The organism is Aeromonas piscicola (genome assembly GCF_000820005.1).
Taxonomy (GTDB): domain Bacteria; phylum Pseudomonadota; class Gammaproteobacteria; order Enterobacterales; family Aeromonadaceae; genus Aeromonas; species Aeromonas piscicola.
On record NZ_CDBL01000032.1, the window covers coordinates 752 to 21,776 of the forward strand.

Annotated in this window: 14 protein-coding genes; 6 read left to right on the top strand and 8 right to left on the bottom strand. The window is 48.4% G+C overall.

Features of this window, described 5'->3' with window-relative positions:
- Nucleotides 1-211 precede the first annotated feature (211 nt).
- The 5 genes from BN1128_RS04480 (at nt 212) to BN1128_RS04500 (ending at nt 6,217) form a co-directional block, all read left to right on the top strand.
- Nucleotides 212-1,906 carry a sensor histidine kinase gene (locus BN1128_RS04480; RefSeq protein ID WP_042866584.1) on the top strand — a complete coding sequence of 565 codons (1,695 nt, stop codon included), beginning with the start codon at nt 212-214 and terminating at the stop codon, nt 1,904-1,906.
- The gene (btsR, locus tag BN1128_RS04485) at nt 1,900-2,637 is read left to right on the top strand and encodes a two-component system response regulator BtsR (RefSeq protein WP_042866586.1); all 738 of its coding nucleotides are present in this window, start codon (nt 1,900-1,902) and stop codon (nt 2,635-2,637) included. The genes BN1128_RS04480 and btsR overlap by 7 nt, the downstream gene beginning before the upstream one ends.
- A gap of 213 nt (nt 2,638-2,850) precedes the next feature.
- Complete coding sequence (locus BN1128_RS04490; protein WP_042866588.1) at nt 2,851-4,659, top strand: carbon starvation CstA family protein; 1,809 nt, start codon at nt 2,851-2,853, stop codon at nt 4,657-4,659.
- Between the two features lie 300 nt (nt 4,660-4,959).
- Nucleotides 4,960-5,697 (top strand): dipeptidase PepE, encoded by a 738-nt coding sequence (gene pepE / locus BN1128_RS04495; protein ID WP_042866590.1) that lies wholly within the window; start codon nt 4,960-4,962, stop codon nt 5,695-5,697.
- A 259-nt stretch (nt 5,698-5,956) separates the two neighbouring features.
- The gene (locus tag BN1128_RS04500; protein WP_042866593.1) at nt 5,957-6,217 is read left to right on the top strand and encodes a hypothetical protein; all 261 of its coding nucleotides are present in this window, start codon (nt 5,957-5,959) and stop codon (nt 6,215-6,217) included.
- Nucleotides 6,218-6,730: 513 nt separating this feature from the next.
- On the opposite strand, the gene BN1128_RS24430 is transcribed toward BN1128_RS04500, so the two are convergent.
- The 8 genes from BN1128_RS24430 to BN1128_RS24435 all read right to left on the bottom strand — a co-directional run bounded on the left by BN1128_RS24430 (nt 6,731) and on the right by BN1128_RS24435 (nt 19,154).
- Nucleotides 6,731-8,710 carry a beta-prism lectin domain-containing protein gene (locus tag BN1128_RS24430; RefSeq protein WP_167335792.1) on the bottom strand — a complete coding sequence of 660 codons (1,980 nt, stop codon included), beginning with the start codon at nt 8,708-8,710 and terminating at the stop codon, nt 6,731-6,733.
- A gap of 171 nt (nt 8,711-8,881) precedes the next feature.
- Entirely contained in the window at nt 8,882-9,871 is a 990-nt protein-coding gene (locus BN1128_RS25210; protein WP_156140117.1) for a hypothetical protein, read from the bottom strand.
- Between the two features lie 38 nt (nt 9,872-9,909).
- Nucleotides 9,910-10,626 carry a fimbrial biogenesis chaperone gene (locus tag BN1128_RS04505; RefSeq protein ID WP_052445491.1) on the bottom strand — a complete coding sequence of 239 codons (717 nt, stop codon included), beginning with the start codon at nt 10,624-10,626 and terminating at the stop codon, nt 9,910-9,912.
- Nucleotides 10,619-13,423 carry a TcfC E-set like domain-containing protein gene (locus tag BN1128_RS04510; protein WP_042866594.1) on the bottom strand — a complete coding sequence of 935 codons (2,805 nt, stop codon included), beginning with the start codon at nt 13,421-13,423 and terminating at the stop codon, nt 10,619-10,621. Before BN1128_RS04510 ends, BN1128_RS04505 begins: the two co-directional genes overlap by 8 nt.
- Nucleotides 13,420-13,965, bottom strand: coding sequence for a hypothetical protein (locus BN1128_RS04515; protein ID WP_156140118.1), 546 nt, complete (start codon nt 13,963-13,965; stop codon nt 13,420-13,422). Before BN1128_RS04515 ends, BN1128_RS04510 begins: the two co-directional genes overlap by 4 nt.
- Before the next feature lie 104 nt (nt 13,966-14,069).
- Nucleotides 14,070-14,540: a hypothetical protein gene (locus BN1128_RS04520; RefSeq protein WP_042866598.1), complete on the bottom strand. Its 471-nt coding sequence runs from the start codon at nt 14,538-14,540 to the stop codon at nt 14,070-14,072.
- A gap of 441 nt (nt 14,541-14,981) precedes the next feature.
- The gene (locus BN1128_RS04525) at nt 14,982-18,518 is read right to left on the bottom strand and encodes an ATP-binding protein (RefSeq protein WP_042866600.1); all 3,537 of its coding nucleotides are present in this window, start codon (nt 18,516-18,518) and stop codon (nt 14,982-14,984) included.
- A gap of 6 nt (nt 18,519-18,524) precedes the next feature.
- Entirely contained in the window at nt 18,525-19,154 is a 630-nt protein-coding gene (locus tag BN1128_RS24435; protein WP_082030356.1) for a response regulator transcription factor, read from the bottom strand.
- A 457-nt stretch (nt 19,155-19,611) separates the two neighbouring features.
- On the opposite strand from BN1128_RS24435, the gene fumC reads away from it, so the two are divergent.
- Complete coding sequence (gene fumC / locus BN1128_RS04530) at nt 19,612-21,006, top strand: class II fumarate hydratase (protein ID WP_042866602.1); 1,395 nt, start codon at nt 19,612-19,614, stop codon at nt 21,004-21,006.
- Nucleotides 21,007-21,025: the final 19 nt, after the last annotated feature.

The following is a 21,025-nucleotide window of genomic DNA, read 5'->3' on the forward strand; positions in this document are numbered from 1 at the left end:
TCAACAATCAGGGGGCCCGCGGGCCCCCTGATTGTTGACAGCTTTCGTGAATGGGCGGGCCAGATGGCGACATGGGACGCCTTTGGCTCAGGCTGTCAGCCAAATCTGTGCGCAAGCCCGCTATTCCGGCGCCCGTGGCTTGCAGCGCAAATCGGGGTTTGCTAATACTCCGCGTCCATTGGATGAGCATCCCCTTTCGAGATAGTGTGCCGTGGCTTTCGAACAATTCGCGCTCGTGATATCTCTCTTCCAGCAGCTCTGCGTCTATCTGGTGATCGCCTGGCTGCTCTCCAAGACGCCGCTGTTCATGCCACTCACTCAGGTGACCCTGAGCTTGCCCCACAAGCTCCTCTGCTACCTCATCTTCTCCGGCTTCTGCGTCATGGGCACCTACTTTGGCCTGAGGGTCGAGGACTCCATCGCCAATACCCGTGCCATCGGCGCCGTACTGGGGGGCATAGTCGGCGGCCCTGTGGTGGGGCTGCTGGTGGGGCTCACCGGCGGCATCCATCGCTATTCGCTGGGGGGCTTCACCGCGCTGGCCTGCACCTTCTCCACCATAGCCGAGGGGCTGCTCGGCGGGCTGGTGCACCGCCACTTCGTCGCCCGCCACCGGCTCGATCTGCTGTTCAGCCCCTGGGTGGTGGGGTCGGTGGCCCTGGTTGCCGAGCTGATGCAGATGGGGATCATCCTGCTGGTGGCCCGCCCGTTTGATGACGCCATCCACCTCATCGAGAACATCATAGCCCCCATGCTGGTGGCCAATACCCTGGGGGCCGCCATGTTCATGCGGATGATCCTCGATCACCGCGCCATGCTGGAGAAGTACTCGGTCGCCTTCTCCGCCCGCGCCCTCAAGATCGCCGAGCGGGCAATGCGGGTGCTGGACAAGGGGTTCACCCAGCAGGCGTGCCAGCAGATGGCGCGCATTCTCTACGAGGAGACCGGGGTGGGCGCGGTGGCCATCACCGATCGGGAGAAGCTGCTCGCCTTTATCGGCATCGGCGAGGATCACCACCTGCCGGGCACCGCCATCAACTCCCAGCACACCTTCAAGGCGATCCAGCACAACGAGGTGGTCTATGCCGACGGCAACCTCATCCCCTACAGCTGCAACCTGAATCCCCAGTGCCGGCTCGGCTCCTCGCTGGTCATTCCGCTGCGGGGGGAAGAGGGGTCGGTGGTGGGTACCATCAAGCTCTACGAGCCCAAGCGCAAGTTCTTCTCCTCCATCAACCGCACCCTGGGAGAGGGCATTGCCCGGCTGCTCTCCGGCCAGATCCTGGCCGGCAAGTACAACGAGCAGAAGCGGCTGTTGGCCCAGTCGGAGATCAAGCTCTTGCAGGCGCAGATCAACCCTCACTTCCTGTTCAACGCCCTCAACACCCTGTCGGCGGTGATCCGGCGCGATCCCGAGGATGCCCGCACCCTGGTGCATCACCTCTCCACCTTCTTTCGCAAGAACCTCAAGCGGCAGGGGGACGAGGTGACCCTGGCCGACGAGCTGGAGCACGTGAACGCCTACCTGCACATAGAGCAGGCCCGCTTCGCCGAGCACCTGAGCGTGCAGATCGACATCCCCGACGCCCTGCTGGAGTACCGGCTACCCACCTTCTCCCTGCAACCCATTGTCGAGAACGCCATCAAGCACGGCATCTCCCAGATGTTCGAACCGGGCAGGCTGACCCTGACGGCGCAGATTGAGGGGGAGAGGGTGGTGCTGGAGGTGTGCGACAACGCGGGTCTCTATAAGGCGGATCAGGAGGGGAGCGGCCTTGGCATGAACATAGTGGACAGGCGCATCAAGGCGCGTTACGGCCCGGAATACGGCGTCACCATACAGTGCACACAGCACCATTCAACCCGGGTGAGGATCGCCTTCCCCCTGCAGGAGAGCCCATGCTGACCGCCCTGATCGTCGACGATGAACCCCTCGCCCGCGAGGAGCTGCGCCTGCTGCTGGAGCAGGCCGGCAATATCCGCCTGCTGGGAGAGTGCGCCCACGCCATGGAGGCGCTGCCCGCCATCCATCGCCTGAAACCCGATCTGCTGTTTCTCGACATCCAGATGCCGCGCATCAGCGGGCTGGAGCTAGTGAGCATGCTGGATCCAGATCTGCGCCCCCACATCGTCTTCATCACCGCCTACGACGAGTTTGCCTTGCGCGCCTTTGAGGAGAACGCCCTCGACTACCTGCTCAAACCGGTCACCAGTGAACGGATGAACCGGGCGCTGGAACGCATCAACCGGCTGCTCTCACCCAAAGGTGAATTAGCTGGCCAGCCGCTGCCGGATCCGACCCGCATCGCCCAGCCCCTGCGCAGCATCCCCTGCACCGGCCACAACCGCATTCTGCTGCTGCCCCTTGGCGAGGTGGAGTTCATCCACAGCGATCTCACCGGCAACCGGGTGATCAGCGGCCAGCAGCAGGGCACCACAGAGCTGACCCTGCGCACGCTGGAAGAGAAGACCGGCTTCGTGCGCTGTCACCGCCAGTACCTGCTCAACCCGGGCCAGATCCGCGAAATCCTGCTGCTGGACGGTGGCCTGGCGGAAGTGGTGACCCAGGGCGGCCACAAGGTGCCGGTGAGTCGCCGCTACCTCAAGCCCCTCAAGGAGCTGCTCGATATTCCCTGATGGGGCGGGATGCTTCAGCTCCCGCTCTGCCTGCTACCACTCACCTGTTTACCACGGCCGTCAGCCCCCCCGCCAAACCACTCGGGGTCGCTTTTCTGCCACTCACGGGCAGAACCCAGCCACTGACCTTTTCTTCACTCCCCTTTCCCCAGCGCGTGGGTAGAGTGCAGCCTGAGCCCGGCCAGACTGGCCACAGGAAAAGGAAACTCCCCCATGCAACACGCAATCACCTTCGTCATTGCGGCCCTCTGCATCCTCGCCATCGCCTATCGCCTCTACGGCGTATTCTTTGTGCGCAAGGTGCTGATGGCCGACGACAAGCTGGTCACCCCTTCCCACCAGCTGGAAGATGGCAAAAACTATGTGCCGACCAACAAGTGGGTCAACTTCGGTCAACACTTTGCCGCCATCGCCGCCGCCGGCCCACTGGTCGGCCCGGTACTGGCCGCCCAATACGGCTACCTGCCCAGCTTTCTCTGGCTGCTGATCGGCTGCGTCATCGGCGGCGCCGTGCACGATACCGTGGTGCTGTTCGCCTCCATGAAGCATCAGGGCAAGTCCCTCTCCGAGGTGGCCAAGGCCGAACTTGGCCCCATCGCCGGCTGGTGTACCGGGCTGGCGATGCTGTTTATCATCACCATCACCATGGCGGGTCTCTCCATGGTGGTGGTACACGCGCTGGAGCGTAACGCCTGGGGCGTGTTCGCGGTCTTCATGACCATCCCCATCTCCATGGTGGTGGGAATTTGGCACAAGCTGACCGGCAACCTGCAAGCTGCCTCCTGGGTCGGGTTTGCCGCCGTGCTGGCCTGTGTCTTCTTCGGCCCCTACGTGCAGGAGAGCGCCTTCGGTGCCTGGCTGACCCTGCGTGCCGAGACCATCAGTCTGGCACTGCCCATCTACGCCTTCTTCGCCACCGCACTGCCGGTCTGGCTACTGCTCACCCCGCGCGGCTACATCTCCAGCTTTATGAAGATCGGCGTGTTCGGCGCGCTGGTGATCGGCGTCATCTGCATCAACCCCGAGATCCAGTTCCCCGCCATGACCCAGTTTGTCCACGGCGGCGGCCCGGTACTGGGTGGCCCGGTCTGGCCCTTCATCTCCATCACCATCGCCTGCGGCGCCATCTCCGGCTTCCACGCCTTTATCGGCTCCGGCACCACCCCGAAACTGGTGGACAAGTGGAGCGACATCCTGCCGGTCGCCTTCGGTGCCATGCTGGCCGAGTGCGTGGTGGGCGTGATGGCGCTGATCGCCGCCACCGCCCTGCACCCGGCCGACTACTTCGCCATCAACGCCACCCCGGAGGCCTTCGCCAAACTGGGGATGCAGGTGGTGGATCTGCCGTTCCTCTCCCAAGAGATCGGCATGGATCTGAACGGCCGCACCGGCGGTGCCGTCACCCTGGCGGTGGGCATGTCCTACATCTTTACCAAGGTGCCCTGGTTCAGTAACCTCGCCTCCTACTTCTTCCAGTTCGTGGTGATGTTTGAAGCTGTCTTTATCCTGACTGCCGTTGACTCCGGCACCCGGGTCTCCCGCTACCTGATCCAGGACTTCTTCGGCGAGTTCTACCCGCCCCTCAAGCGCATCGACTGGATGCCGGGCGCCATCGGGGCCAGCGTGCTCGCCTGCGTGATGTGGGGTTATCTGCTGATGTCCGGCGATATCGGCTCGGTGTGGGCGCTGTTCGGGGTATCGAACCAGCTGATGGCCTCGGTGGGCCTCATCATAGGTGCCACCATCATCTTGCGACTGGCCAGCAAGCGCCGCTACATGCTGACCTGCCTTATCCCGCTGGCCTACCTGTTCGTAACCGTCAACTACGCCGGTTACTGGATGGTGAGCCACGTCTACTTCAACCCGGAATCCAAGGGCTACAACCTGCTCAACGGCGGCATCTCGCTGCTGATGCTGGGGCTTGGCGCCATCATACTGGTGTCGGCCATCCGCAAGTGGGTTGAGCTGTGGAAGCTGCGCCAGCAACCCGAGTTCCAAATTGCCCCGGCCAGCGCCAGCTGACGGGAACTGTCCTCAAGGATCAAGGCCCCACTTCGGTGGGGTCTTTCGTATTTGAAACGCGGCGGGAGGCAGATCTCCGCCTGTTTCGGCGACCCGGCGAATACATACAGAGCCGCCGGACAGTGGTCCAGAGAGTGGCGCAGAGAGTGAACTGCTTGATAACCGGCCAGAGGGCAGCCTCATCGGGATACATGAACCGATCACAGAACCCGGCGGCCAATCGGGTTAGAATGGGGACTCCTGTCGCCATGCCACACCCTGGCGACGCCTCCTCCGCTTTCACTCATGAGGACATTTTTCATGGAACTGCTTCTTCTCAGCAACGGTAAAGCCACCGAATTTCCGGGTCTGCTCGGCTGGGCCCGCGACCGGGTACAGAGCCTGCTCGCCCGCAAACAGGTCAAGCGCATCCTGCTCATCCCCTACGCCGTGATCCGCAGTGACTGGGATGCCAGGGCTAATGAGCTCGGCGAAAGCCTGGGAGTGGAAGCCATCAGCATCCATCAGTTCGACGACCCTGTGGACGCCATCAACCAGGCCGACGCCATCTTTATCAGCGGTGGCAACACCTGGCGCCTCAACCAGCTGCTACACGAGAACGGCCTGATCGTGCCCATCCAGCGCGCGGTGCGCGAGCGGGGCGTGCCCTATGTGGGCTGGAGCGCAGGTTGCAATGTGGCAACCCCGAGCATTCGCACCACCAACGACATGCCGGTCTGCAATGCCGCCGTGCTGCCTGCGCTGGGCCTGTTCCCGCTGCAGATCAACCCCCACTATCTGGACGCCAGCATCAGCGGCCACATGGGGGAGACCCGCGACGAGCGTCTGGCGGAGTTCTGCGCCATCAACCCAAGCGAACATGTGGTGGCCCTGCGCGAAGCCAGCCTGCTCCAAATAAGTGGCGAGAGCAGCGGCGACACCCTCGAATATTGGAGCGCCCGCGGCGAGAGCTTCAAAATCTTCAAACACGGCGAGGCGATTCAGGAGTGTATCGATGCCAGTCCACTGGCGGCGTTGACGCCGTTCAAGGTGGCCTGACCATCCATATCACAGCCTGAAAAGCAAAAGAGGGATGGCGAAACCATCCCTCTTTCCTTTACCCCTGATAAAAAAGAACTTTCTTACAAACAAAATTTATCCCCAGCCATAAGAAACGCTTAGCAAAATATTTGTAGGCCACAACTGACAGCCCCCCCTCAAAACCCTTGAAACAGGCAGCACAGCAATCCCCCCTCGCTCAACATTAGCCAGATGAAGCCGATGCTATAGGTGAATCCCAGACCATAAGGAAGACACCATGCTCGCATTGCTTCTTACCACGGCCTTGATGGCAAATGAAAACGCCACCACTCACCCAGCAAGTCAAACCATCACTTTTTCTGGAGTAGTACCCACAGCAACCTGTGAAATAGATAAATACGCAGATGAAAAGCTGCACATATTATATAAGCCCATAAAGTGCCCAGATAAAAAACAGGTTTTCATTAAAAAGGAATCTGTCGTTCTAGATGGCAACATTATAGATACATGGGTAATTGAATATGAAAACATCAAATAGACAACATATAGTGTTTATAGTTTCATTAATGTTATTTATGCACCCATCTTATGCAATAAATTTCTCAAGCGGCATAACCCCGACAAAGAACGACAAAAAGTACCACTGGTGGATTGAAAATAGTACATCTTGCGCAGCAGATATAAAAGTATGGATATCATCAGCGGACGACCTTTCAAATAACAATTCATACATAAAAAAAACGGTCCTCAACGAAAAAGAACGGACTGTAATTACAGTTCTTGAACGTCAAATAATAGCATTTAAAGAACCATGGCTGAATATCATTCAAAAATCAAATGCGTGCCACTCAACCAGGTTAACAAGATTTAAATTAAATATTTAATATGCTACTTTTTTAAAACTTACAGACCTATGAAATTAATTTCCACATAAAACCATTTCAAACTACTAGATTGAAATCCAATATCAAATCAAGTTATTAAAAAACCCAAGTGTTACTAACACTTGGGTTTTTTTAATCATGGTTTAGGGATTTTACTACCGTATTTTTTAATTGGATTTTTCTGTGGCGACTCGGATCCCATATATATACCCCGTCATACCGGTAGAATATACGGTGACCTCGGTCAGCTTTTCATTTGCTGGTATAGTGAGAACCGAATCCTGAATACTTGTCAATGTACTACTGTTACCTGCAGTTCCACAACCAACTTCATTCCCTTGGGCATTAACAATACCAAAGTAGCTTATTACTCGCTTAGGGTCACCAACATATTGATAAAGTCCACTGCGAATATGTAACTTCGCTATAACGCCCCCAGGTACAGACAACGGATTTATAGAACCACCAGTACCTCCAACATAATTAGTAGGTGATACACCTAGCGCATCAACTATGAGTCCACTGCGACAAAATATATCGTTACCTGCAGAGAAATTAAATGTTTTACTGAGCGGCAATGGCTTAATACCATCATTAAAGGTTAGAGTGCCATAGGTTCCTTTCAAATCTGAACCGTTAAAAGAGATTAGCTTCGTAAACTTAACGCCATCCAGCGGGTGGCCTGCCTCCGAAAGTAAAAACTCAGCCTGGACTTGACCAGTTGTAAAACCTGTAAAAAAAGTATTTTTCCCAGCACTAAGACCGGTTGTAGTAAATGTTACTCCGGTATTTAACAAGCTGACTTTACCAGTGAAAACCCGGAAAGAAGACTCATTTTGACCCCTATAATAAACGGTATAGTCAAAATTTGAGGCTGTTTTAAGTGTCTCAGGAAATGGAACCGACAATATATAGTCACCAGTGCCTTCATCATCACTAACACATGTCACATAGGCGAACTCATGTGTAAATAAATCGACAGGTGTATCTGATGCACTGAGCATATCAATTGATTTATAACTGACATCTAAAATAGTTGTTGCACTGCTCCAATAATTCTTTTTAGTTGGCCAATACCCCTTCAATTTTCCCGATTTTTTCAGTTTAACCAACTCATCTAAAGTCGGCAATCTGGCACCACGAGCGTCACAAAATCCCTTGGCTGCATAATAAGAAAAACCAGCGGCACTAAACTGACCATTGCTTCCAGGAATATCAGACTCTAAAAAAGGCTGGTAACTTAGCGCTAAAAATTGAGCTTGGCTTGAGCTTGGCGGGGCAGTATACACACTTGATGTATCGGGAAGCTCAATATCAGAGTAATAATTTACAACCGAAACAGCAATGATAGCTGTAGCAAAGCCAGCATTGTGATCCGTAATTGTATAGGTGATATAAAAAGTCCCAGGAACAAATGATTTGAATTTTATCTTGGTATTACCTACATCCTCTGGTGACGCAACCGTTGCAAGACCATTAAAGGAATACACATCATACAACTGTATATTGTCTCCATCAGGATCCGATATATAATCTTTTATATCAACAATAACATCTTCTCCAGGCTTAATAACCTGTGGTGTTACTGGATAAGAAAAGCCATTGGCTATCGGGGCAGTATTGCCCTCCTGAGAAACAGCAACATCGACACTACCAAGATATATCGCACCCTCATTATCTGTCATCTCATACAGAATACGTGCAATACCAGACTCTTGTGCAGTGTAAGAAATCGTATTATTTACCACGTTAGTGACAGCAGTACCTGAGCCCAACACAATAATATTATCGGCTAACGTTAATTCACCATTAGAAACATCCACCGAACCATCAGTGTATTCTGACAGCGTAAGACTCAATGGTGTCAACTGTACACTATAGACTGTGGGCTCCGCCGAGACAGCTCGAACAACAGTACGACTGATGGCACTGTTCGTACCACCCTGCTCATTCGCAACGGTATACTTGAACACACAAGATACAGCATTATCAGATTTTAATGAGAAACCATTCTTATCTTTCACCGCGTCGTGGCAAACACTATCCCCACCTAATACTTCAAGGGATTTAAGGTGTACAGCTCCGCCATCTGAGGACGCCGTAAAGGGTTTTAAATCCACAGAGGCTATATCATTAACCTTAAACATATGGATTGTATCATTGGCAGATACTGCATACGTAGCCACTGGCGGCGTTGGCGTGGCAGAATTGTCACTCTCGCCGTCGCCACCGCCCCCACAACCACTCAAGAACGCACATATCAACGTTGAGTAAATTCGATACCTATTCATTTCAACCTCTAATAAAAAAGTAATACATTAAAAATCAGTTTCGAATAAAACCAGGAAACTATCTGTATAACGGCCACTTTCAATATTAGCGGCAGCGATATTGTCGTATGATATTTCCAGCTTAAAATCCACTCTAGATTTATCTGTACCGGCACTTAATATGGAATTTGCCGTGTTGAGTGTCCCCGCAACCACCAATGAGGAGGATGAGCATGCAACACCTGTACACTTGATACTGTAAGGGATATTTTTACTCGATGTCGGATGAGTGAGACGATAGCTCCTAGGCATCAGCATCATCTTTATCCCTTTATCGAAATAGCCGGTCGCATTGACATCAAATGTCGTTGCTGCCGACACCGTTTTAGCCACCTTATCGTAGGTTGGCAGCAGAATCCCGCTGCCAATCAAACTAATCGAACTGATATAGGCTGGCTTAAAGCGGATCTGCACAGAAAAAGATTGGCGGAGATCTCGATATGTCAGAGCGCCACTCTCGGTATAATAAAAATAACGAGTGGACATGGGCATCACACCGGTATACAACCCCTCTGGTTTACCCGCAAAAGCGGCGAGAACAGCACTACTATCAACATTAAACAGTGGTCGTAAAAAAAAGAATGGTGTTTTTGAGGCACTATTATTTATCAACTGATCATAGCTACAATGCCACTCCCCAATCAAATAGATCACATTGCCTGTCACCCCTTGCTCAGCACACCCTGTCGCTGGTGCGCTGGGTGTCATATTTGCAATAGAGTTACTGCCCGTATTATATTCTATGCCAGTGAGTGACAATGCAAACGTCACACTATTGCCGCCATTGGTGAGGGTAATATCTGGACTTGCCTGAGGTGAGGCCATAAACCCTGGGCGCCACTTTGCTGTCGGCGTCAACCCACTGATCGGAGCCCAAGTACTCAGTGAACTTTTACCATGTGATGGTACAAGGTTATCCCAGGTCACTCTGCCGTTGGCAATGTTCCCATTTAAGGTAAAGGCATAGGCCAATGACATTGGTAAACATAGCAAGGCTGTAATAATGCATTTCCAAATCATATTTTGGCTTCCGGTGTCAGCACAATCTGACGCTTATAGCTTTCATCATGATTGTAAATCGACGCTTCCAGCGTCAATGATTGCATATACTCTGGCAATTCAAATTTCTTTAGTCGCCCAGAGATAACACGCTCCTGAGTTCGACAATTAACCACATTATCTGACTTGCAGCGATCAATCACAAAGGTAAGCATGGTATTACCCTGATTCAAGATCTCAAGTGACCGGCCCTTGCGGGTAATACTGTATTTCATTTCACTGGTTTTAGCAGGAACAACATAAATAACCGAGTAGCCATAATTCACTTGTACTGCGCTATCTTGTTTCTCGTCCTTTTTCAGATAGGGTGCTGGTTCAAATACCACGCTGAAGGTCATATCCTTGTCACTGTCACACTTCACCTTGTAGCAGAGTGAGCGAATGCCAACGTCCTTTGCTCGGCCGGGTTCGAGAATCAGTTTTGGATTGGTTGTCATCACACGCCATTGCTGGATATTCTCTTTTGTATATTTATTTCGTGTGATCTCACCCCGGCTATCAGTGTTAATTTCACTGATGGATGTTTTGATAAAACTCGTCTTGTCGAAGTCGTTGGTCAAGGTAACGACACCATTGCCGCTCGCATCAGAGACAAGAAACATAGTATCAACGGTCAATGCATGGGCAGCGCAGCTGCCCATCAGACCTAGGACAAAATAAAATCTCTTAATCATGTTGTACGCCCTTACTATTTTCACGCATTGCCACAGGTTGATTGATCGTATTCAGACTATGGTTCTCACGAGCATACAATTGCATGCTATCAATGACCAATTGTTGTGCCTTGGACAACGTCAATGACTTTTCATTGTCCATCAGTAGATACAGTGCTATATCAGACCCCACTTTTCGTTGATAGATAGTGCCATCAAGTGAGACTAATCGCTTGATGTAGTCGTTAACCAAATTGGTGTCATCAAACGTGCCAACATAATAAAGCTCTGATTGTGTCAGGGCATCCTGCTTGGTAACACTGACGATTGAACGAGGCTTTGCATCAGGCAGACAATAATTATTACCAAAATTCATCAACTCGGCATCTTCATAATCGCTCGGTACCAGGCAGCGATCTGTCCCTGCATACAATGCAAAGTCGCTTCCCTCAACCAGGGTCACACGAAATACGCCATCCATCACCTTGGTTACATCAATACAACCAAATCCCTTGCATGACACATCATCGATAAAGTCATCAAAGACATCCGAAAACGAGCTGACAAAGGTGACGACCGGTTTCAACTTGGGTTTAATCACTACTGCACTGCCTGGATAAGTGAAGCCATCAAATCCCTGATCACCGCTGTTATAAAGAGAGACACTCTCTGTATCAATATTTATATCGTAGCTATCATACGCACTGATGGGCATGCTCTGATTGTTTTCATAGATGAACGTCTTGTTTTCCAAAATATTATTCTTGCGCAACGTGACAAAACCATAAGGCTCACTGTCAGAGACAGACATCTCTTGTACATCTGCATCAATAACCGTATAAGCATCTGCGCGCTGGCTGGTAAAAGTAACACCGTTACTTGAGACAATCTGGCTACTGGACAAGCTTCCCGATATGCCATGATTGCCATCATTATTTGCATACACATTGGCACTGCCGCGAAATGCGGTCTCATTGGTTGACGCTGTGCCATATATCTCATTGATGAGGTCCCGGCTGGTATCTGAGTATGCCGAAGACAGCTCAAGCGAACTGCTCGTATTGGCTCGATCAATGAGATCATTTTTTAGCACGCTGGCACGATATTCTCTGCCACCGATAGAGCTATCATTGGCACTGAATTTCGTTTCCCAACTTCTACCAATTGGAATCTGGAACGTAATAAATGTAGCCTGGCTCTTGCCAACATGATCATAATCCAGGGTGAGATCGACCCTCACATTTAATGGTAAGGTATAACCAAGACCAATGGTGGATACATTATATTCAGTGTATAGCTTGCCGCTTTCCGGAATATAATAATCACCATTGGTGTAGGTATAATAACTATTCAGGCCATTATCAAAGCTGTAAAATATATTCCCAGATATCTTCTGATAGTCAAACTCCCCCATGAGATAGGCAGCCAGCGTATCACCACTGTTTTTATGCTGCAGTTTTTCATACTGGATTGAAAAATAATTTACCGCGAGCTGTGCATCAAATGCTAGCGAACCGGGCTGATAGATTGACACGCTGCTATTCAGGCTTCCTTTGAAGGGAAGATACCATTGTGAACCCAGTACCGCCATACCATCACTGTCGGCACCGAGTCCGCCAGCGGCAACAAACCATGAATCAGTGACGCGTCTGGAATATAAGGCACTGGCAAAAGCAACATCATCGAAACGAGATGCCTCACTCTGCAGCTGCGGCGTCGTCCCCTCTAGCTCATCGAACTGCTCTGAAAACAACTCGCGAGATTCATTCAACTGGCCGGCCGTAAGCACAAAATCGCCATAACCGACCCTTGGCATATTAGTAATATCATTATAGATTGTCTTTTTTTCAGATGAGACAACCTTGCCCGCCACCAGCACTTCGAGCTCGATATCATAACGCCCAGGTGGTAGATCGCTGTATGACAGCGTACTTTGCCCTTCAGAAATTGGCAGCTGTTTGATAATTCGCCCATCGCGCAGCACCCTCAGCTCACCAGGTGCTGGCGAGAAAAAGAATAACCGCTCATAACTTTGTTCATTATTTATAACAAGGTTGTTAGTCGAGCCAAAATTGAATGATGTCTGCTTGATGAATCGGGTAGGGCTGACAATATTTGTTGAGTTAAACGAGACCCCATTATCAAACTGACCGAGATAAATGCGCTTATCACCGGCAAAAGAGAGATCATACGAGATTTCATAAAATTTATTGAGTGAATTGCTGACGGTAAAGTCTGATGTCAGATGACCATAGGGTAAGCCTTGTATCGACTTGTTATTAATCGCATAAGATGATGACGAATCATGGTATGCGCTAGAATATATATCGACATGATTAACCAAGGCGCCATGTTCATTGAGGGCGCTTGCATACTCAACATTGGCGGTTGGCTTATCCAGCTCAGTACCATTGACAAACAAGGCTAACAGCGCATTGTCATAATCATAGTAAAACTCATAGTCAACCGGTGTCACCACACATTCACTGATATAACCGTGGCAGCTCTCGGTGTTCTTGACTCCCTTTTGCAGCGATAGCAGAATCCGATCTGACATGGCCTGTGAGACATTATTCCGCTTGAAATAACGTTGCAACTGCGTAACCGCCATGCCCTGATCTTTGGGCAGCCTGATGGTGTCGTAATTGACACTTAAAATAAGGCTAGTTTTTCCTGTGCCATTAATATCTTTAATAGAGACCGAGCGCTCTTTAAACTCAAAAAGCTCAGAAAACTCTTCTGGCATGTCGCTTTCAGCCATGATGGGCCATGACAATGTCATGAGGATCACGAGCGCTACATTGTTAATATTTTTCATATATTAAACTCAACCCGAACAGAAATGTTTCCTGAGCACTTTCCTGCATCAAGGTGGGATGCCGACAATGCTGAAAAACTGATATTGACAGGATAATACCCTTCAAAAAAACCATCGTTGACAATATTGAATTTTGGTATAGACACACTACTTCCTATGGGGAGGCTAATACCATCGATACGCAACTTTGCAAAGCCGTAGACATCCGTATCAAGGGCCGGGGTTAATGTGACTGCCGTGTTATTTCCATCAAAACAGGTGATATTGTTTTCATTGAGCAATACCGAAAAGCCGCTGTTGGCTTCAGATGTCGGCAGGCTAGTGATAACCGACATATTCGTGGTCAGATCCCTGAATGATCCGATATCACGTTCAAAAACAGCAACCAATGAATCAGGGACGAATCTAACGTCCATAAATTCTCCTGACGAGAACTTATTTTTATCTATCTCGGTAGAGATATCAATTTGTCTGGATATTGGCGCTGCAATGGACATTGATGGTAACAACAAAACACCTAGCGTAATGATTGCTATGCGCACAATACCTCCTAGATTTTTCTACATAAAAAGAGCGCCTAGAAATAAATAGGCGCTCAAATATTTCAGTTCTGTCGCTAAGTATAGTGACTAACTAAACTAAGGACTTAAACTTTTTCGGCAACGATGGTTACTTGCGCCTGCACGGAACCACCAGCACCAACAGCAACAGGGTCACTCTGTTCAACAGTCAGGCTGAGGCTAGTTTTACCGGAAACAGGAGTGCCAACCTTAAACTCGGTACCATCAGCTTTAACAAGCAGGGTACCAACGTCGGAGGTACCTGAGTAGCTCACCTGTGCATTGCTCAGACTCCAGTTGGCAGAAACCAATGCACCGATAGTTGCAACTTCCAAACTACGAGCTTCAACAGTCACGGCAGTAGAAGTGAAGGAGCCATCAGTAGCAACGATCAGTTGACCATTCTCAATGGCCTGACCAGCCAGACCGGTGATTTCCAGCTTGTCACCTGCAACAGAGCCTGGTACAAAACCAGACCATACGATGTTCGCTACCGGGTTGGCGGCCATGGCAGAAGCGGAGAAGGCAAGAGCCAGAACCAGCATAGTTTTTTTCATTTAGATACTTCCTGTGTTGTAAGTTGTTTTGACATCGGCTTTATAAGAAATCCATCAAAAGCTGATATATGTAAGCAGCGGTGATTTCTTGACCGATAAGATACCAAGCGCATCCACTTTACGTATGTAGGAACGAGACTATAAGTACGTAGGCCCAACCTTATTGAATCGCCTATTGCATGGACCTGGCGATCTCATTAGCAAGTTCTCCTCCGTATATATCTGGTTTTTCATTTACAGAATCTACATAGTGGTTACACGCCAACTAACACATGAAATAAATTAACTATTTTAATAAAATTTGGTACAGCTTATGATACAGCCATCTCATCACACTACAGAGCAGCCTATTTAAGTAGGTTCTTGTAATGGACTGCTATATAGAAATGTATAGTGAGATAAAATACAAGCTAGTTTTTACAGAAAATAGTGATCACCTAATTAACTGATACTGGTAGGCATAGCTTTTACTTTAATTTCTATTTCTTTTATCAAATCAGTTCTGAATACACCACTACTCCTATATTCATCCTCTATCATTTTACATAACGCTACAATATTATCCCCACCAATCATTTGGCATGAGCCTTTCAATCTATGAATATAGTGCAGTACACCATCAAGATCACCATTATTAATACAACCAGTTATACTTTCCAGATCTTTTATATTACACTCCATAAATTGACCATATAATGCAACTTTCCAATCTGATGGATTTTCTCTGACCTTGGTAATATTGTTCAAAGACATTGAATCAAAATATTTATTTATTTGTGCTGCCATCACTGTCAACTTAAATGGCTTAAATAAGCAGTTGTCCATGCCCGATTCAATACATTTGTCAAAGTCTTCCTGCATGGCACTTGCGGTCAAACCATATATTCCAATTGGCTTTTTATTTAATATCAGCTCCTGCTGTCTGATTGCGCGTGCCAGGGAATACCCATCCATATTAGGCATTTGGCAATCTGTGATGATCAGATCTACCGGCTCATTATTATAAATGGCTAATGCTTCGACACCATCACATGCAGTCACCACACGGTATCCCATATACTCCAATTGCTTTTGCATCAAGATGCGATTTGCAACATGATCATCAACAACCAAGATATGTCTCTCTGTATTTATCTCTACACTAATATCAGGGGAAGCGTGAGAAATTGAAGTATGAGGTAACTCATCTTGACACAAGATGAAGGGAAGTGTTATGACAACACATGTACCGGACCCTTCTTTACTATTAAGTTCAACTTCCCCCCCCATTATTTGGCATATTTGTCTAACAATACTCAAACCTAATCCACTACCACTATAGCCTGATTGATAATTATTGTGTGCCTGACTAAACGGCTGAAACACGTCCCCCAGCTTCTCCTTAGGAATTCCAATACCATTATCAGTGATGGTAATAATGAATTTTTTATCTATTTGGTTGAGATTAACATCAACCAGCCCATTCTTAGTAAATTTTAAAGCGTTACCAACAACGTTATATATCACTTGCCTAAACCTGACAGGGTCAGTAAGAATAAAGCTCTCATCACCAATATCGGAAGAGTACAGCAGTCTATTATTTTGAGTTGAAGCAACTGCCTGTAATAATCCGATCGTAGAGTTCACTAGTTTGTTTAAGCAAGTGCTCTTATTATTTATGGTGAACTTCATCGCCTCAATACTCGATATATCAAGAATCCCACCAATAAGATCCAATAGAGCATCCGCAGCTTCTGATGCACGGTTCAATGAATCAGTATCAAGCTGACCATTTTTTGCTTTTTGTAATGATAGCTCAATGAACCCAATGATGGCATTCATTGGTGTTCTGAGCTCATGGCTCATCACCGCTAAAAAATTGCTCTTGGCTAAATTTGCTTGTTCAGCTTTTTCTTTCTCTACTTCCAATTGAACTTGCAACGTTTTTCTTTCTGTCACATCAATTGAACCACAAACAATACCTTTTATATTGTTATTGGCATCTTTGAATGGAATCACCCATTGATATATTTCAATAGCCCCTCCATCCAATTTTATGGATAGATCTCTGACGGACTGAATCCCAGATGAAAGTACATCATTATAAATTTCATTGATACGATCTGTATCGTCAATTCTACCTGAGAATGATTCAGATATAGTTTTCCCAAGGACATCTTCTTGTTTAACACTTAATGCTGAAAGATAAAAATTATTACAAAAGATAAGCTTGCCACTATCATCTCGCACAGAGATTGGCATAGGTAGTCCATCTAGCAGAGTCTTATTAAAATAAAGTTCATCGAGTAACTTCCCTTCCAATTCCTTTTTATGCTCTAGCTCTTTATGCAAGTAGTAGCTTCGCATAAAATAAACTATGAATGCAGAAACCAACAAGAAAAAGGCAGCAGTTAGTTCAGCCGAGTATCTTTCCCACAGAGTGAGATGAGGTAATGGATTATTTCTCCAGTTATAGGAAATCCGGGATAAATCACTAGGAGGAATTGCTTTAATTACCTTATTCATGATTTTCAATAACTGCACATCAGATGAACGTAGAGCAAAAGAAAACTCTAATGGATTATCACTAACTCGCTCCAAAAAAAGATATTTATCAACAAAATTGTTCGATGAAAGAAAATACTTGGCTTGATAGAGGGAGGTCACTGCACCATTGACCTTTCCTTCAGATAATAATCTAAGTGTATCTACGCCATTGGATACAAATATTATTTCTGTATTTGGATACCTCTGCCTGAATGTACTATAGTTGGAAATTCCCTCAGAGACAGCAATCTTCTTTCCAATAAATCGTCCACCATTATCGATGGACATCCGATCTGAGGTAAGAGCAACAATATCATCACGATTATAATTTATAGTGGAAGTGAGAGATGCCTCCATCACTTTATTTTGATATGCAGCCATAAGATCTACATCACCGGATATCACTGCGTTTTTTACTTCATCATCAGAATCATAGGTTTTGATCTCAAAATCAAGACCACTCAAGCCTGTGATAATATCCAGCACATCATTGGCTATGCCAACTGGCTTTCCTTCATGCCCAATAAATGTGTAAGGCACATTGTTTTTATTAATACCGACAATTACCGCCTTTCTCTCATCAATCCAGTTTAGCTCCGACTGTGATAATATATCATTGGCAGACAAGACCTCTGTGATTGCACCTCGCCATCGAGATACTATTGGGCCACGGCCATAGTCCTGCAGATTTAAAATACTTTTATTGACCAATGATAGTAGCTGAGGTACTCGCTCTGATATGAAAAAGCCAAAGTCCCTTGACTCGTGTCTGGCGTGACCAATAAACACAAAGTCACCAAATCGCTCCCCACTCAAATAATGTGTGGAATATATATCACTCAGCAGTATATCTGCATGACCAAAATAAACCGCATCCATAGCAGCTAGTGGTGATGAATACTCGACAAGAGCTGCATTAGGATATATAAGGTTGAAGATCTCATCATCAACAATTCCTTTTGGAGCGGCAACTCTTGTTCCATCAGGAATTAATTTATATTTATCCACCCGCCCTTTAAGAGTAGAAAAGACCAGCTTGCTTTTCAAAAATGGCTCGCTGAAGGTACCAATCAAGTTGCTATCTTCAATGTTAAACCAGCTGCCAACACTTAACATATCAATGTCACCAGCTTGCATGGCATTTTTCGCACTGATGTTATCGTTGTATGCCTTAATAACTATTTTTGTTTTCAGCTCATCGCCAATAAACTTTAATATATCAGCAGAGATCCCCTCAAAATCCCCTGTTGCTGATATTACCTCAAATGGCTCATATGAAGGCAAGATGACGCCTACATTCAATACTCTATTCCTAGATAGCCACTCATCTTCTGATGGAGAAATAAATACAGGATCTTTTACCGTCAGTGTACGACCAACCAACTCTAGGTGCTCTACAGCAAATCCAGGCATTGATGCACATAAAGCAAACAACATACTGAACCATTTCATTACTATTTATCCTTCAACATGCTTAGATATATCAATAAGCTCAGCTATATTGGAAACACCTAACTTTTGAAAAATCCTGGTCTTATAAGTGCTCACTGTCTTATTACTCAAAAATAGTTCGTTAGCGATTTCTAGGTTTGTTTTCCCTATCACTAAACTATTAAAGACGGTCAATTCACGATCACTCAAACAAGATATTAATCCAGTCCCAATATTAGTCCTGCGTTTTAGCCCCTCTTCACCAAACACTGTAGGAAAGTAGGTAAACCCTTTCATTATATTTATAACAACTGATGGTAAGTTCTCAATATCTTCATTTTTTTCCATAAACCCATTAACACCAGCAGCATAACAGCGCATAACATATACATCGGTAACCATTGCAGACAAAACTAAAATTCGCACCGTAGGATTTGTTCTTCTAATTCGTTTGACTACCTCTAACCCATCAATATGTGGTAAATCTAAATCTAGAATAATCATATCAAAATTTATTTTATTACTTTCATTAATTGCCTCTATCCCACTGGATGCTTGCATCACATCGCTATAGCCAGCTGAATTTAAAACATATTTCACAGCCAACCTGACTGCAGGGTGATCATCTACTATTAGAATATTTAAATTATTTTTCATATACCCCCCAAAATTAACCGGCCAGAATGATACTACCTCTGACGCCACACCAAGTATAAGACCAAGCCTATTGATGCTGTAGGAAAATTCCTAAATAATTATTAAATGCCTATTTAATTAACAAGAAAAATAGACACTGAGACTATTCAAGTCCTCTTTGATGAACATTATTGTTAATAGGAAGATATCACAACTATGAATGGTAATAGGTTGCATACAGTATAAATGCAAAGAAGCAATTGGTACTTTAATCGCAAGAAAGCCTCCAGTACTTTTAATAAACTCTGGAAGGAATCCAAATTAAAATATCAACTTACATTAAGAATGTGTCATGTAATGTCAACCAAGATCATCTACAGTTTTACATATTGTTCTAAGCGACCAAGCCTGTGGTTTGCCATGCTGTGAGGGGCAAGGGATATTCCCTCGCCCCTTTTCTTTTCGGCGGGAGGATGCAATGACGACACGGATAGAACACGACAGCTTCGGGGAGATAGCCGTTCCGGCCGAGCGGCTGTGGGGGGCCCAGACCCAGCGCTCCCTGCACCATTTCGACATCTCGGGGGAGCGTCAGCCCATGGAGCTGATCCACGCCCTGGCGCGCATCAAGTCTGCCTGTGCCCGGGTCAATCACGCCAAAGGACTGCTGCCCGCTCGCACGGCCCAGGCCATCATGAGTGCCGCCGATGAGGTCCTCTGCGGTCAGCACGGGGAAGAGTTTCCGCTCAGGGTCTGGCAGACAGGCTCGGGCACCCAGACCAACATGAACGTCAACGAGGTGCTGGCCAACCGGGCCAGCGAGCTGCTCGGCGGCCCGCGCGGCGAAGCGCGTCTGGTGCACCCCAACGACGAGGTGAACAAGAGCCAGTCGAGCAATGACGTCTTCCCTAGCGCCATGAACCTGGCGGCCGTCAGCGCCATCACGCTGCAACTGTTGCCCGCCCTGATCACCCTGAGCGCCACCCTGGCCCGCAAGGCTCACGCTTTCGACGACATAGTCAAGATTGGCCGTACCCACTTGCAGGACGCCACCCCGCTCACCCTGGGGCAGGAGTTCTCCGGCTGGGTCGCCCAGCTGGAACAGGCTGAGCGTCACATTCGGGCCGCCCTGCCCCATTTGTGCGAGCTGGCGCTGGGAGGTACGGCCGTAGGCACAGGCCTGAACACGCCACCCGGCTTTGCCGACGAGGTGGCGACCACCCTGGCGGAGCAGACGGGCCTGCCGCTGGTGAGCGCCCCCAACAAGTTCGAGGCGCTGGCGGCGAGCGATGCCCTGGTTCATGCCCATGGCGCCCTCAAGACGCTGGCGGCATCGCTCATGAAGATCGCCAACGACGTACGCTGGCTGGCCAGCGGCCCCCGCAGCGGGCTGGGTGAACTGCTGATCCCGGAAAATGAGCCTGGCTCCTCCATCATGCCCGGCAAGGTCAACCCGACCCAGTGCGAGGCGCTGACCATGCTGTGTGCCCAGGTGATGGGCAACGACGTGGCCATCAACATAGGTGGCGCCAGCGGCAACTTCGAGCTGAACGTGTTCCGCCCCCTGATTGCCCACAACTTTTTGCAGAGCGTGCGGCTGCTGGCGGACGGCATGCGGAGCTTCCACGATCACTGCGCCATCGGCATCACCCCGAACCGGGCACGCATCGACGAGCTGCTGGCCCGATCCCTGATGCTGGTCACGGCGCTCAACCCCCACATTGGCTACGACAAGGCGGCCGAGATAGCCAAGCGTGCGCACCATGAGGGGGTTAGTTTGCGAGAAGCGGCCATCACCTCCGGCCATCTCACGGCGCAGGAGTTCGATGCCTGGGTGGTGCCGGCCAAGATGGTCGGTCGACGGGTGACATGAGATAAGGGATCACTGGACA

What these genes read in the sequence shown, in the direction of transcription:
- fumC (WP_042866602.1), top strand. Translation starts at nt 19,612, where the DNA reads ATGACGACACGGATAGAACACGACAGCTTCGGGGAGATAGCCGTTCCG.
- pepE (WP_042866590.1), top strand. Translation starts at nt 4,960, where the DNA reads ATGGAACTGCTTCTTCTCAGCAACGGTAAAGCCACCGAATTTCCGGGT.
- BN1128_RS25210 (WP_156140117.1), bottom strand. Translation starts at nt 9,871, where the DNA reads ATGTCATTGGCCTATGCCTTTACCTTAAATGGGAACATTGCCAACGGC.
- BN1128_RS24430 (WP_167335792.1), bottom strand. Translation starts at nt 8,710, where the DNA reads ATGTTTAAGGTTAATGATATAGCCTCTGTGGATTTAAAACCCTTTACG.
- BN1128_RS04500 (WP_042866593.1), top strand. Translation starts at nt 5,957, where the DNA reads ATGCTCGCATTGCTTCTTACCACGGCCTTGATGGCAAATGAAAACGCC.
- BN1128_RS24435 (WP_082030356.1), bottom strand. Translation starts at nt 19,154, where the DNA reads ATGAAAAATAATTTAAATATTCTAATAGTAGATGATCACCCTGCAGTC.
- BN1128_RS04525 (WP_042866600.1), bottom strand. Translation starts at nt 18,518, where the DNA reads ATGAAATGGTTCAGTATGTTGTTTGCTTTATGTGCATCAATGCCTGGA.
- btsR (WP_042866586.1), top strand. Translation starts at nt 1,900, where the DNA reads ATGCTGACCGCCCTGATCGTCGACGATGAACCCCTCGCCCGCGAGGAG.
- BN1128_RS04510 (WP_042866594.1), bottom strand. Translation starts at nt 13,423, where the DNA reads ATGAAAAATATTAACAATGTAGCGCTCGTGATCCTCATGACATTGTCA.
- BN1128_RS04520 (WP_042866598.1), bottom strand. Translation starts at nt 14,540, where the DNA reads ATGAAAAAAACTATGCTGGTTCTGGCTCTTGCCTTCTCCGCTTCTGCC.
- BN1128_RS04505 (WP_052445491.1), bottom strand. Translation starts at nt 10,626, where the DNA reads ATGATTAAGAGATTTTATTTTGTCCTAGGTCTGATGGGCAGCTGCGCT.
- BN1128_RS04490 (WP_042866588.1), top strand. Translation starts at nt 2,851, where the DNA reads ATGCAACACGCAATCACCTTCGTCATTGCGGCCCTCTGCATCCTCGCC.